Origin of the sequence: Jannaschia seosinensis (genome assembly GCF_001408515.1) — a bacterium.
In the GTDB taxonomy this organism is placed as follows: Bacteria; Pseudomonadota; Alphaproteobacteria; order Rhodobacterales; family Rhodobacteraceae; genus Jannaschia; species Jannaschia seosinensis.
On the sequence record NZ_CYPR01000251.1, the window covers coordinates 26,952 to 39,508 of the forward strand.

At 65.5% G+C, this 12,557-nt stretch carries 11 protein-coding genes, 1 tRNA gene and 1 pseudogene; 7 read left to right on the forward strand and 6 right to left on the reverse strand.

The window, feature by feature from the left end:
* Positions 1–102 precede the first annotated feature (102 nt).
* A complete protein-coding gene (pyrH, locus tag JSE7799_RS18935; protein ID WP_055664998.1) occupies positions 103–840 on the reverse strand; it encodes a UMP kinase in 738 nt (245 codons plus the stop codon).
* A gap of 113 nt (positions 841–953) precedes the next feature.
* Here pyrH and miaA point away from each other — a divergent pair, with 113 nt between their 5' ends.
* Both miaA and JSE7799_RS18945 read left to right on the forward strand, forming a co-directional pair.
* Positions 954–1,835 (forward strand): tRNA (adenosine(37)-N6)-dimethylallyltransferase MiaA, encoded by an 882-nt coding sequence (gene miaA, locus JSE7799_RS18940; RefSeq protein WP_055664999.1) that lies wholly within the window; start codon positions 954–956, stop codon positions 1,833–1,835.
* Between the two features lie 63 nt (positions 1,836–1,898).
* The gene (locus JSE7799_RS18945) at positions 1,899–2,729 is read left to right on the forward strand and encodes a DUF1206 domain-containing protein (RefSeq protein ID WP_083480689.1); all 831 of its coding nucleotides are present in this window, start codon (positions 1,899–1,901) and stop codon (positions 2,727–2,729) included.
* Positions 2,730–2,838: 109 nt separating this feature from the next.
* Here the strand turns inward: JSE7799_RS18945 and JSE7799_RS18950 are convergent, their stop codons facing one another.
* From JSE7799_RS18950 to pdxH, 4 genes are all read right to left on the reverse strand, one after another.
* The gene (locus JSE7799_RS18950; RefSeq protein ID WP_055665001.1) at positions 2,839–6,516 is read right to left on the reverse strand and encodes a vitamin B12-dependent ribonucleotide reductase; all 3,678 of its coding nucleotides are present in this window, start codon (positions 6,514–6,516) and stop codon (positions 2,839–2,841) included.
* Between the two features lie 522 nt (positions 6,517–7,038).
* Positions 7,039–7,115, reverse strand: a tRNA-Pro gene (locus tag JSE7799_RS18955).
* Positions 7,116–7,159: 44 nt separating this feature from the next.
* Positions 7,160–7,636 carry a DUF192 domain-containing protein gene (locus JSE7799_RS18960; protein ID WP_306455421.1) on the reverse strand — a complete coding sequence of 159 codons (477 nt, stop codon included), beginning with the start codon at positions 7,634–7,636 and terminating at the stop codon, positions 7,160–7,162.
* Between the two features lie 11 nt (positions 7,637–7,647).
* Complete coding sequence (pdxH, locus tag JSE7799_RS18965; protein ID WP_055665002.1) at positions 7,648–8,268, reverse strand: pyridoxamine 5'-phosphate oxidase; 621 nt, start codon at positions 8,266–8,268, stop codon at positions 7,648–7,650.
* Positions 8,269–8,351: 83 nt separating this feature from the next.
* Here pdxH and fabI point away from each other — a divergent pair, with 83 nt between their 5' ends.
* From fabI to gpt, 4 genes are read left to right on the forward strand one after another with little or no spacing between them, the layout of a single operon-like run.
* The gene (gene fabI / locus JSE7799_RS18970) at positions 8,352–9,167 is read left to right on the forward strand and encodes an enoyl-ACP reductase FabI (RefSeq protein WP_055665003.1); all 816 of its coding nucleotides are present in this window, start codon (positions 8,352–8,354) and stop codon (positions 9,165–9,167) included.
* A complete protein-coding gene (locus JSE7799_RS18975; RefSeq protein ID WP_245624939.1) occupies positions 9,167–9,796 on the forward strand; it encodes a LysE family translocator in 630 nt (209 codons plus the stop codon). Before fabI ends, JSE7799_RS18975 begins: the two co-directional genes overlap by 1 nt.
* On the forward strand, positions 9,793–10,404 hold the full coding sequence (locus JSE7799_RS18980; RefSeq protein WP_055665004.1) for a LysE family translocator: 612 nt from the start codon (positions 9,793–9,795) through the stop codon (positions 10,402–10,404). Before JSE7799_RS18975 ends, JSE7799_RS18980 begins: the two co-directional genes overlap by 4 nt.
* A gap of 11 nt (positions 10,405–10,415) precedes the next feature.
* A complete protein-coding gene (gene gpt, locus JSE7799_RS18985; RefSeq protein WP_055665005.1) occupies positions 10,416–10,922 on the forward strand; it encodes a xanthine phosphoribosyltransferase in 507 nt (168 codons plus the stop codon).
* A gap of 20 nt (positions 10,923–10,942) precedes the next feature.
* Here the strand turns inward: gpt and JSE7799_RS18990 are convergent.
* Positions 10,943–11,935: pseudogene (locus JSE7799_RS18990) on the reverse strand (cytochrome P450); the annotation flags it as partial.
* 79 nt (positions 11,936–12,014) lie between these two features.
* On the opposite strand from JSE7799_RS18990, the gene JSE7799_RS18995 reads away from it, so the two are divergent.
* Positions 12,015–12,557, forward strand: a 543-nt coding sequence (locus tag JSE7799_RS18995; protein WP_222101822.1) for a transposase, incomplete at its 3' end; no start/stop codon positions are given.

Below are 12,557 nucleotides of genomic sequence, written 5' to 3' on the forward strand. Positions count from 1 at the left end.
GGCTATACTGCGCCGGGCCTCCCTTTGGAAGCGGCTGATCCGACGAAGGGTAAACCCTTGGGCCAGAAGTGGCACCTTCTGCGCGATTTCCCGCGAAGCGGATCAACCGACGCGCGTGGAGGTCCCCTCTCCCGACAGGATCGATTGGAAGCCGCCCGGCGCGTCCAGCGAAAAGACGATGATCGGCAACCCGTTTTCCCGTGCCAGAGCGATAGCGGAGGCGTCCATCACCTTCAGGTGCTTCGTCAGCACGTCGTCATAGCTGATGCGATCATAGCGGACCGCGTCTGGATGAAGGACCGGATCCTTGTCGTAGACGCCGTCCACCTTCGTCCCCTTGAAGATCGCCCCGCAGGACATCTCCGAGGCCCGCAGCGTCGCCGCCGTATCGGTGGTGAAATAGGGGTTGCCCGTTCCGGCGGCGAATATCACGACGCGGCCCTTCTCCAGGTGCCGAACCGCGCGGCGACGAATATAGGGCTCGCAGACCTGATCCATCGGAATGGCGGAGACAACGCGCGTGTGGATCCCGAGGCTTTCCATCGCGCCTTGCACGGCGAGCGCGTTCATCACGGTTGCCAGCATCCCCATGTAATCGGCCGTCGTCCGCTCCATTCCCTGCGCCGACCCTTGGAGCCCGCGGAAGATGTTGCCGCCTCCGATCACCATGCAGATCTCGACGCCCATCTTGTGGACGGATTGCACCTCGCGGGCGATACGCTCGACGGTGGGCGGATGCAGGCCGAATCCCTGATCGCCCATCAGCGCCTCGCCGCTGATCTTGAGCATCACGCGGCGGAGATTTGGATGTGGGGGCGTGGGTCCGGTTGCATCCTCCATCGCGTCAATCCCTTGTCCCGCCTCATGTTGCGCCGGAACGTATGCCGGATTAGGCGGCACGGGGCAACCGGCCGCCTTGCGCCTGCCGAACCGGATGAAGACCGCCGCACAAGATGCTGGAAATAACAGATACCATCCCCGCCGACCTCCCCGTTTTAATTGCGGGCCCGACCGCATCCGGCAAGTCCTCGCTGGCGCTGGCCATCGCGCGGGCGCAGGGCGGGACGGTCGTGAACGCCGACGCGCTTCAGGTCTTCGGCGACTGGCGCCTTCTGACGGCGCGCCCCTCGGCGCAGGAAGAAGCCGTGGCGCCGCATGCGCTCTACGGCCATGTCCCGTGGACGGCGGAACGGTCGGTCGGCGATTGGCTGCGAGAGGTTGCGCCGCTTCTGAGCCGGACGCGGCCAATCATCGTCGGCGGTACCGGGTTGTTTTTCCGCGCGCTGACCGAGGGGCTGGCAGACATTCCGGCCACACCGCCCGAGATTCGGGAAGAAGCGCAGGAGCGGCTCGACCGGAGTGGCCTCAACGCTTTCGCCGCCGAACTCGATGCGGAGGTGCGGGCCGATCTCGACCTGCGCAACCCGATGCGCGTCCTGCGTGCGTGGGAGGTCAAGCGCGCCACCGGCCGCTCGATCCGGGATTGGCAAGCGGACACGCCCCCGCCCCTCCTGCCCCTGACGCACGCGACACCGCTGGTCCTTGACGCTCCGGCGGACTGGCTCGATCCACGGATCGCGCGCCGCTTCGACGCGATGCTCGATGCGGACGTCCTCGACGAAGTACGCGCTGTCCTGCCGCGGTGGGATCCGACGCTGCACGCTGCGCAGGCGATTGGCGCAGCGGACATGGTCGCCCATCTGCGCGGCGAGATCGACCTTTCCACCGCGCGCGACCGGGCCGTGCTCGCCTCCAGACGCTATGCCAAGCGGCAGCGTACCTGGTTCCGGTCGCGTATGGCGGGTTGGCGGCGCATCGAGGCGGCAAGCCTCTGAAGGACCTCCCGGGCCCGGTGCCGCGTTGGCCACACAACAACACCGACCGCACGGAGATCATTTATGGCCGATTTAAGCTGGACCATACCCGTCATGCGCACCGGATATGCCGGGCGCGGAATTACCTATCTGGCCGTCGCCGGCCTGTCGCTCTGGGCGATCTGGTCCGGCGGGCAGGCGCAGGGGACATCCAGCGTTCTCGAACGCCTGTCGGGCAGCACTTGGGGCGTCGTCGTCCTCTGGCTCATCGCGATCGGCCTCTTCGCCTACGCGATCTGGCGCGGGATCGATGCCGTCGAGGATCTGGAGGATTACGGCTCCGACGCAGAGGGCCTGACGGCGCGCACGGGCATGATCGTCAGCGGCCTGATCCACGGCGCGATCGCCGGTCTGGCCATTTCAATCGCCTTGGGCAGCGGAAGCGGCGAATCGGGCGGCGGCGTATCGAGCACCGTCGCCGACATCCTGAGCTGGCCCGCCGGGCGGTTCATCGTTGGAATTGCGGGCGCACTCACCATCGGCGCGGGGATTTACTATGTCATGAAAGGCTGGAAGGCCAAGTACCGCAGCAAGCTTCAGGCCAACCACTTCACGAGCAATTACGATTGGGCCTTACGCGCAGGCGTGATCTCGCAGGGCATCATCATCGTGATCATCGGAGGCTTCCTCCTCGTCGCCGGATGGCGCGGCAGCAGTCAGGAAGCCGGCGGCATGGGACAAGCCTTCGACTGGCTGGCATCGCAGCCCTTCGGCAACTTCCTCGTTATCGCGATCTGCGTCGGCCTGCTGCTCTTCGGGTTCTTCTGCTTCGTGAACGCGGCCTACCGGATCATCCCGAAAACCGCTGGCGGCGATATCCAGACACTGGCGGCGAAGGTGAAGGCCAAGGCCTGACCCTGCGGATCAAACTCAGACCGCCTGACCCCGCATCATCTGCATAAAAAAACGAAAAAGGGCCGGAAAATCCGGCCCCTTTTGTTTTACATGTATGCTGTCACTCGCGTCAGGAGCAGCCCGAGGTTCCCCCACAGGTATTGCACTTCATGCAGGTCCCGTTGCGGACCAGCGTGTAGTTCCCGCATTCCCCGCAGGCCTCGCCCTCGTACCCCTGCATCTTCGCCTTGGTGCGGGCATCCATGCCGGTGGCGACGGTGGCCGACGAGGTCTCGCTGACGTAGGAGGCCTGCTCGCCGGCGGAGAACCCGGCTGTCCCCGCAAGCTCGGCGGCGACGTGGTCCACTCCCTCGCGGAGCGCGACCAGATCGTGCGGCAGGCGCTTGCGCAGGTACCCCGAAGAGGTAACCGACTTGATGACCGCGAGCGATTTCGTCGCGGCCGAGGCGCCGCCATGGCCGTTCTTCCCATCCGCGCCGGTTCCGGCCTCTGACTCGCCGATGGAGTCGAAGGTCGCCCCCTGCGGCTTGACGTGCGCCAGATCCTCACGGTCGAGATAGGACACGGCCAGCTCCCGGAAAATGTAGTCCAGAACCGAAGTCGCGTTCTTGATCGAATCGTTGCCCTGCACCATGCCGGCCGGCTCGAACTTGGTGAAGGTGAAGGCGTCCACGAACTCCTCCAGCGGCACGCCGTATTGCAGGCCGACGGACACGGCGATGGCAAAGTTGTTCATCATCGCGCGGAAGCCAGCCCCCTCCTTGTGCATGTCGATGAAGATTTCACCGAGCTGGCCGTCCTTGTACTCTCCGGTCCGCAGATAGACCTTATGCCCCCCAACGACGGCTTTCTGGGTATAACCCTTGCGCCGTTCGGGCATCTTCTCGCGGTGGCTGCGGACGATCTCCTTGATGATGACCTTCTCGATCACCTTCTCGGCCAGCACCTCGGCCTTCTGCGCCGGCGTCCCCGTCTCCAGGATATCGGCCGCCTCGTCATCGTCCTCCACAAGGCTCGCGGCCAGCGGCTGCGACAGCTTGGAGCCGTCGCGGTAGAGCGCGTTGGCCTTCACGCCAAGGCTCCAGGACAGCTCGTAAGCCTTCTGGCAATCCTCGATCGTGGCCGAGTTCGGCATGTTGATCGTCTTGGAGATGGCCCCCGAGATGAAGCTTTGCGCCGCCGCCATCATGTGGATATGGCTGTCCACGGAGAGGAACCGACGGCCCTTCTTGCCGCAGGGATTGGCGCAGTCGAATACGTTGAGATGCGCGTCCTTCAGTCCCGGCGCGCCTTCCAGCGTCATCGTTCCGCAAACATGATCGTTCGCCGCCTCGATCTCCTTTTTCGAGAAGCCGAGATGCCGAAGCAGATCGAAGGTCGGATCGTTCAGCTTCGCCGCCGGGATCCCGAGCGTCTGGGTGCAGAACGTCTCTCCGAGGGTCCACTGGTTGAAGACGAACCGGATGTCGAAGGCCGAAGGCAGCGCCTTTTCGATCTTGTCGATCTCCGTCCGGGTGAACCCGTGTCCGATCAACGACGTGTGGTTGATCCCCGGCGCCTGCCCCAGCGATCCATGGCCCACGGCATAGGCAATGATCTCTCCGATCTCGCTTTCGCGGTAGCCCAGCTTGCGCAGGGCGGCCGGGACCGACTGGTTGATGATCTTGAAGTAGCCGCCACCGGCCAGCTTCTTGAACTTCACCAGCGCGAAATCCGGCTCGATTCCGGTCGTGTCGCAATCCATCACGAGACCGATCGTGCCCGTCGGTGCAATCACCGTGGCCTGCGCATTGCGGAAGCCGTGCTTCTCGCCCAGCGCCACGACGTCGTCCCAGACACGCCCGGCAAGCTCGGTCAGCGCCCGGTCGGGACAGCCCGCGATGTCGAGCGCGACGGGATTGACGTCGAGCTTTTCATAACCTTCCGTCGCCCCCATGGCCGCGTTGCGGTGGTTGCGCATCACGCGCAGCATGTGGCCGGCGTTCTTCGCATAGCCCGGGAACGGCCCCAGCTCCCCCGCCATCTCGGCCGAGGTGGCGTAGGATGTGCCGGTCATCACCGCCGTCAGCGCACCACAGAGCGCCCGCCCCTCACGCGAATCGTAACCCAGGCCCATGTTCATCAGCAGCCCGCCGATATTGGCATAGCCCAGACCCAGCGTGCGGAAGTCGTAGGACCGCTGCGCGATCTCCTGCGAGGGGAACTGCGCCATGGCGACGCTGACCTCGAGCGTCACAGTCCAGAGCCGGCACGCATGAACGTAGAGATCGTGGTCGAAGCCGCCATCGGCCGTCATGAACTTCAGCAGGTTGAGCGACGCGAGGTTACAGGCCGTATCGTCGAGGAACATGTATTCCGAGCATGGGTTCGAGCCGCGGATCGCCCCGTCCTCCGGACAGGTGTGCCAGTCGTTGACCGTGTCGTGGAACTGGATCCCCGGATCGGCACAGGCCCAGGCGGCGTGGCCCACCTTCTCCCACAGATCGCGCGCCTTGACGGTCTTGGCGACCGATCCGTCGGTGCGGTTCAGAAGCTCCCAATCGGCGTCCTTCTCGACGGCGTGCAGGAACGCGTTTGTCAGGCGGACCGAATTGTTGGAGTTCTGACCCGAGACGGAATTGTAGGCCTCGCTGTCCCAGTCGGTGTCGTAGGTCGGGAACTCGATGCTGTCATAGCCCTGGCGTGCATATTGCAGGACGCGCATGATGTAGGCTTCGGGGATCTGGTGCTTCTTGGCGGCGCGGATGACCGATTTCAGGGCCTCGTTCACGGCTGGATCGCAGGCATCCTCCAGCGTGCCGTCCCAGGCGCGCACGGCCTCCATCACCTTGGTCAGCTGCGCCTGATGCGCCTTCGATCCAGCGACGAGAGCCGCCACCTTCTGCTCCTCGATGACCTTCCAGTCGATGAAATCCTCGATATCGGGGTGGTCCATGTCGACGATGACCATCTTGGCCGCACGGCGCGTGGTGCCGCCCGATTTGATGGCGCCGGCGGCGCGGTCCCCGATCTTGAGGAAGCCCATCAGGCCCGACGACTTGCCCCCACCGGAGAGCTTCTCCCCTTCGCCGCGCAGCGAGGAGAAATTGGTGCCCGTGCCCGAGCCGTATTTGAACAGACGCGCCTCGCGCACCCACAGATCCATGATGCCGCCCTCGTTCACCAAGTCGTCGGATACCGACTGGATGAAGCAGGCATGCGGCTGCGGATGCTCGTAGGAGGATTTCGATCGGGTCAGCTTGCCGGTCTTCGGGTCGACGTAATGATGCCCCTGCGCGGGCCCGTCGATGCCGTAGGCCCAGTGCAGGCCGGTGTTGAACCATTGCGGCGAGTTCGGCGCGGCCATCTGCCGGGCGAGCATGACGCGCATCTCGTCGAAATAGGTCTGCGCATCCTCTTCGGTGGTGAAATAGCCACCCTTCCAACCCCAGTAGGCCCAGGCGCCGGCAAGCCGGTCAAAGACCTGCTTGGAAGATGTCTCCCCCACAAATCGCTCCGCCTCGGGCAGTGCGGCGAGCGCATCCTCATCGGGGACGGAGCGCCAGAGGAACTCGGGCACGTCCTTTTCGCGCACGCGCTTGAGGCGGGCCGGCACACCGGCCTTGCGGAAGTACTTCTGTGCGATCACGTCCGAGGCGACCTGGCTCCAGCCTTCGGGCACCTCGACGGCGTCGAGCCTGAACACGATCGTCCCGTCGGGATTGCGGATTTCCGATGTGGTCGTGGTAAAGGCCAGCGCCGCATAGGCGTCCTGTCCCGCTTCCGTAAGTTTCCGCTCCAGCCGCATGGTCGTGCTCCCGTCCTTCGAAATGTCCCGGCGCGGCCTCGTGCCGCCCCTGCCGTTACGCCGTCTTCGGGGCTAAATCTCCGACCGCCGCCGCCGGGTCATGCCCCGTCGGTGTCGTAGGTGGATCGAAGGCCGTTGCCCGTGCTCGACGCGGCGCCACTACATGTGGTGGCCACTCTGCGTGACGACACCATTGGCGGACATTTCGCGAGTCGGCAACGCGGATGTCGGGGATAAATGCGAAAGAAATATCTTGACCGGTTTATGTCGGAACCGACTCGGAGGGAGCACCGTTCAACCCGCTTCGCCAAGCCTTGAGGATCAGGCGTTTCGCGCATTTGGGCGACCGGTGCGGCGCTTGTGGCGAGAGAGCAACGAAGCGGCTCTCGCTCCCTTATCCACAACTTCTCCCCCGAAGCGGCGGCCGAATCGGGCGCGGCAAAACGCCCTTCGACCGATCAGCCCGCCCCGGAAGCGGTCCCGAGCGCGCGAACCACGCAGATAGATCCAGCATAGAGAAAATGGTCGGGGCGGCGAGATTCGAACTCACGACCCCCTGTACCCAAAACAGGTGCGCTACCAGACTGCGCCACGCCCCGACCGTGCGGCCGCTCTAGCAGGGCGCGAGCGTCTCACCAAGCCCCTACTCGTCGGAATCCGACAGACAGGACCACGCGGCATCCTCTTGCGGAAGGGCCGGATTGCGAACCTCGTCACCCGCGTCGATCCCGAGATCGGCCGCCAACCCGCCATTGATCTCGAGCACGGCCAATGTCGGCGCGCCGGCCGGAATCGGCGTCTCGTCGAAGGGAACCGCGTTTTCATGCACGCGCGTGATTCGCCCCTCGGCATCGATGAAGATGATGTCGAGCGGGATCTCGGTGTTCCGCATCCAGAACGACACGTTCTGCGCCTCGGGATAGATGAACAGCATGGATCCCAGCCGCGGCAGGCTCTTGCGGAACATCAGGCCCTGCGCCTGATCCTGCGGCGTCGTCGCCAGTTCGGCGCGAAACCGGACGGTCCCGAACTCGCCTCGCACGTCCACCCGGTCGGGTGCGCATTGCGCGAACGCCGCCCCGGCCGTCAGCAGCCACGCCGCCACGATACGCATCATCATCCGCGCCCCTCTCATGGATTGAGCCTCTGCGCCTGCCACACATTCTCCTTATCCCGGGTAAACCGGAACCGGTCATGCAGACGGAACGCGCCGTCGGCCCAGAGTTCGATCTCGACGGGACGAATCCGGAACCCGCCCCAGAATGGCGGCCGCTTCGGATCGGCGCCCTTCGTCGCCGTCACGCGCGCCACCTCGGCCATCAGCGATCCGCGGCTCTCCAGCGGGCGCGACTGACGCGAGGCCCACGCCCCCAGCCGCGATTGCAGCGAGCGCGACGCGTAATACGCGTCCGCCTGCGCGTCCGCAACTCGCTCCACATCGCCCCGCACGCGCACCTGCCGGCGCAGCGACTTCCAGTGCATGACGAAAGCAGCCTTCGGATTGGCGGCCAGTTCCTCGCCCTTCGTGCCCTCGAAATTCGTATAGAAGACGAAGGCCCCGTTCCCGCCAGCCTCGATCTCGATTTCCTTGAGCAGCACCATGCGCACGTTCGGCATGCCCGACGCGTCCGCCGTGGCCAGCGCGATGGCGTTCGGGTCCTCGGCTTCGGTCTTTTCGGCCTCGGACAGCCAGCGTTGCGCGATCGTCAGAGGGTCGTCGCCCGCGAAGATGCCGTCCCGTTGCGCCGCCATGTCGTGCCATCCCCTGCAAACCTTGCCGCCTATTCGGCAATCGCCTAAAGCCGAAGCCGAGACAAGGGATGATGGGAGTGGGCATGTCCGGTTTGATGGCAGGCAAGCGGGGGCTCATCATGGGCCTCGCAAACGACAAGAGCATCGCCTGGGGGATCGCCAAGGCCTGCGCTGCGCAGGGAGCGGAGCTCGCGTTCTCCTATCAGGGGGAGGCCCTGCTCAAGCGCGTCGGCCCGCTGGCCGCTCAGGTCGGGTCGGATATCGTCCTGCCCTGCGACGTCGCCGACGGCGCGTCGATCGACACGCTGTTCGAGGGGCTTCGCGAACACTGGGACCGCCTGGATTTCGTGGTCCACGCGATCGGGTTCTCCGACAAGAGCGAGCTGCGCGGCCGCTATCTCGACACCTCGATGCAGAACTTCCTGACGACGATGAACGTCTCCGTCTTCTCGTTCACCGCCGTGATGCAACGCGCCGCCCCGATGATGACCGATGGTGGCAGCGCCCTGACCCTCACCTATTACGGCGCCGAAAAGGTCATGCCGCATTACAACGTGATGGGCCTCGCCAAATCCGCGCTGGAGACGTCGGTGAAGTATCTGGCCGAGGATCTGGGCCGCGACCGTATCCGCGTGAACGCGATCTCGGCGGGCACAATCAAGACGCTGGCCGCATCCGGCATCGGCGACTTTCGCTACATCATGAAGTGGAACGAGTATAACTCGCCCCTGCGCCGCACGGTCACCACCGATGAGGTGGGCGCCTCCGCGATGTACCTGCTGTCGGACCTCTCCTCGGCCGTCACCGGCGAGGTGCATCACGTCGATTCGGGCTACCACGTCATCGGCATGAAGAACCCCGAGGCCCCGGACATCTCGCTCGAACGCAAGGACGAGTGATGGAGCTTGCCACGGCCGACGGCCTGACCCTGGCGCACCTCGCCGCGTTCAACGTCGCGCTGTTCTTCGCCGTGGCCGCCCCCGGCCCTGCGTTCCTTCTGTGCACGCAGGCGGCATTGCGGGGCGGGCTGCGCGAGGGGGCGATGACCGGCTTCGGCCTCGCCGTCATGGCGGGCATCTGGACCCTCGCGGCGCTTCTCGGCCTCGAAGCGCTCTTCGCAGTGTTTCCGCTGGCATACACCGTCATGAAGGTCGGCGGCGCGTTCGTCGTCCTCGTCTTCGCGGTGCAGACGTGGCGCGCGGCGCATGTGCCGGTCGATGCCGCGCCGCCGGTCTCCGGCAGACGCGCCTTTCTCAAGGGGTTTCTGCTCAATCTTGGCAACCCCAAGAGCATCCTGTTCGCTGCGGGTGTCCTTCTGATCATCTTCCCGCCGGGCCTGTCGGCCGCGGAAATGACGCTGGTGACCGCAAACCACATCGCGCTCGAACTGGCCGTCTATTCCGGCCTCGCCGCGATCATATCGCAGGACGCCGTCCGGCTGCGCTACGTCGCGCTCAAGCCGGTGCTCATGCGGATCATGGCCCTCGTCCTCGGCGGCCTCGGCCTGCGCCTGCTGGTGAGCCAGTGACCTTCGCCGCCTACGTCACGCTGGCGATGATCCATCTGCTGGCCGCCATTTCGCCCGGTCCGTCCTTCGTGCTGTCGGTCAAGACGGCCGCTTCCGAAGGGTTCCGCCCCGCTTTCGGGCTGGCGCTCGGCTTCGGGATCGGCGCCACGATCTGGGCGGGCGCGGCGCTTCTGGGCCTGTCGCTCGTGCTCGAACTCGTTCCACCGATCTTCACGGCGCTGAAGCTCATTGGTGCGGCCTTCCTCGTATGGCTCGCCATCCAGATGTGGCGCCATGCGCCGGAGCCGATGCCGAAGGCCGAGGCGGGCCCCCCGCGCGGGCTCGTGTCGGCCATCCGTCTGGGCACGCTCGCGATGCTGGCCAACCCAAAGCCCGCCATCTTCTTCGGCGCGATTTTCGTCGGCCTCGTACCGGCCGCCGCGGCCTGGCCTGAAAAAGCGCTCGTCCTGTTCAACATCCTGTGGGTGGAGGCCGCGTGGTACGTCGTCGTCGCCCGCGCCTTTTCCCTGCCGCGCGCCCGCGCGGCCTATGCCCGTTTCAAGACCTGGCTCGACCGGTCGCTGGGCCTGGCGCTCGGAGCGCTGGGCCTTCGCCTCGCTTTGCCCTGAAGGAGATCCCGATGCCCGCCGAAACCCTGCCACACGAAAAAGGCTTCCACATCTCCTGGGACCAGATCCACCGCGACAGCCGCGCGCTGGCTTGGCGGCTCGACGGACGCGGTCCCGATGACGGCCATTGGCGCGCCGTAGTGGCGATCACGCGCGGCGGCATGGCGCCAGCGATGATCGTGGCGCGCGAACTCGACATCCGGCTGGTCGATACGATCTCGATCAAATCCTACGCCCATCAGACCCAGGGTGAACCGGTGGTCCTGTCCAAGCCCGAGGACGCGATGGTCGGCGACGGCGACGGCGTGCTCGTGATCGACGACCTCGTCGACTCGGGCAAGACGCTCGAAGTCGTGCGCAGCCTCTATCCCAAGGCGCACTTCGCCACCGTCTACGCCAAACCGCAGGGAGAGCCGATGGTGGACACCTTCATCACCGGCGTCAGCCAGGACACCTGGATTTTCTTCCCGTGGGACATGGCCCTGCAATACGTCCAGCCCTACCGCGGAACGGATTGACGCGCGCGGTCGGCTAAAAGCTACCTCCGCTCCAGCCGCAACAGGATTCCGTCCCGGGCCCGCACCGTCAGATGCGCCACCGGAACGGGCGGCGCGCCAACGGCCTCCACGCGAAACGCCCCCACCAGCCGCGCCAGCAGCAGGATTCCCTCGGCCATGGCAAACCCGGCACCGGTGCAGACCCGCGGGCCGGCGGAAAACGGGATGTAGGCCCGCCGCTCGCTTTCCTTCGTCGCCTCACGCCGCCATCTCCCGGGGTCGAAGCCATCCGGATTCTCCCACAGCCGTTCGTGCCGGTGAAGATGCCACGGGCTCAGCACGCATTGCGCCCCAACGGGTGCGGTGCGCCCGCGGAACGTCTCGGGCCGCCTCGTCTCGCGCACCATCATCGGCACAGGCGGATAGAGGCGCAGCGTTTCGCGGAACACGGCGCGCGTGAAGGACAGGCCGGAAAGATCGGAAAACGCGAAGCTTTCCCAATCCCGAGCGGCCTCGACGGCAACCCGCTCCTGCGCCTCCGGGTGCGTCGCCAGAAGATACAGCGCCCAAGCCAGCGCGGAGGCGGAGGTCTCGTGCCCGGCAAGGAAAAAGATCGCCACCTGATCCACCATCTCCTCCGTCAACAGGCACTGGCCCGTCTCAGGATCGGGCTGCGTCATGATCTTGGTGGACAGATCGTCCGGCGCCGTGCCCGCCGCGATCTGCGCGGCCCGCATCTCGACCAGCGCCGCAAGAGCGGACCGGATCGACGCCGCCGCCTGTCGCGTCCGGCGCCGATGAAAGCGCGGCATCCAACGGGGCAGCGGCAGCAACGCGCCCGCATTCAGAAGCGGTTGTGTCCGCTGATAAACGTGGAACTCCCGGAACACCTGCGCGGCAAGCCTGTCCTCGATCGGGACCGAGAAGAGCGTGCGAAACATGACGTCGGCCGCGGCATAGCTCGCCACCTCCTCCACCTCGCATGGTACTGTACCCTCAGGTCTGGAAATTCGCTTGAGACGCGGGGCGTGAGCTCGTGCTGGGGCGCCCCCCAGCACGAGCTGCCCATTCTGATATTCCATGGAGTTGCAACACAACCATGGAGAAGAACGAATGAACAGGCGGAAGGATACGGCGCTTGAGGCGGTCTTGGAACAGTTGATCGAGCACGGGCCCGGCGAGATCGCATCGGTGTTCGCGCGGGCTTTCGAGCTGGCGATGCAGATCGAACGGGAGCGGTTTCTCGGCGCGAGCCATTATGAGCGCACGCCCGAGCGTCACGGCTATGCCACCGGCTACAAACCCAAGCGGATCGACACGCCTGCGGGCACGGTGAGCGTGCAGGTGCCCAAGACTGCCGGGCATGGGGAAGAGCCGTTCTATCCGCAATCCCTCGAGCGCGGGCGGCGGTCGGTTCGGTCCGTCATGCTGGCGGTGGCCGAGATGTACGTCAAAGGCGTCTCCACGCGTGACGCCGAGGCTGTCATGCGCGAGTTCGGGATCGAGAGCCTGTCGTCCTCGCAGGTCAGCCGGGCTGCCAAGCTGCTCGACGACGAACTGGAGGCATGGCGCAACCGCCCTCTGGGCCAGGTAAAATACCTCATCCTCGATGCCCGGTACGAGAAGATGCGCCACGGCGGGGTGGTGCGCGATGCT

Excerpts from the sequence above, each read along its gene's own strand:
- miaA (WP_055664999.1), top strand. The coding sequence starts at position 954 with ATGCTGGAAATAACAGATACCATCCCCGCCGACCTCCCCGTTTTAATT.
- JSE7799_RS18960 (WP_306455421.1), bottom strand. The coding sequence starts at position 7,636 with ATGATGATGCGTATCGTGGCGGCGTGGCTGCTGACGGCCGGGGCGGCG.
- pdxH (WP_055665002.1), bottom strand. The coding sequence starts at position 8,268 with ATGGCGGCGCAACGGGACGGCATCTTCGCGGGCGACGACCCTCTGACG.
- gpt (WP_055665005.1), top strand. The coding sequence starts at position 10,416 with ATGCCCGCCGAAACCCTGCCACACGAAAAAGGCTTCCACATCTCCTGG.
- fabI (WP_055665003.1), top strand. The coding sequence starts at position 8,352 with ATGTCCGGTTTGATGGCAGGCAAGCGGGGGCTCATCATGGGCCTCGCA.
- pyrH (WP_055664998.1), bottom strand. The coding sequence starts at position 840 with ATGGAGGATGCAACCGGACCCACGCCCCCACATCCAAATCTCCGCCGC.
- JSE7799_RS18945 (WP_083480689.1), top strand. The coding sequence starts at position 1,899 with ATGGCCGATTTAAGCTGGACCATACCCGTCATGCGCACCGGATATGCC.
- JSE7799_RS18950 (WP_055665001.1), bottom strand. The coding sequence starts at position 6,516 with ATGCGGCTGGAGCGGAAACTTACGGAAGCGGGACAGGACGCCTATGCG.
- JSE7799_RS18975 (WP_245624939.1), top strand. The coding sequence starts at position 9,167 with ATGGAGCTTGCCACGGCCGACGGCCTGACCCTGGCGCACCTCGCCGCG.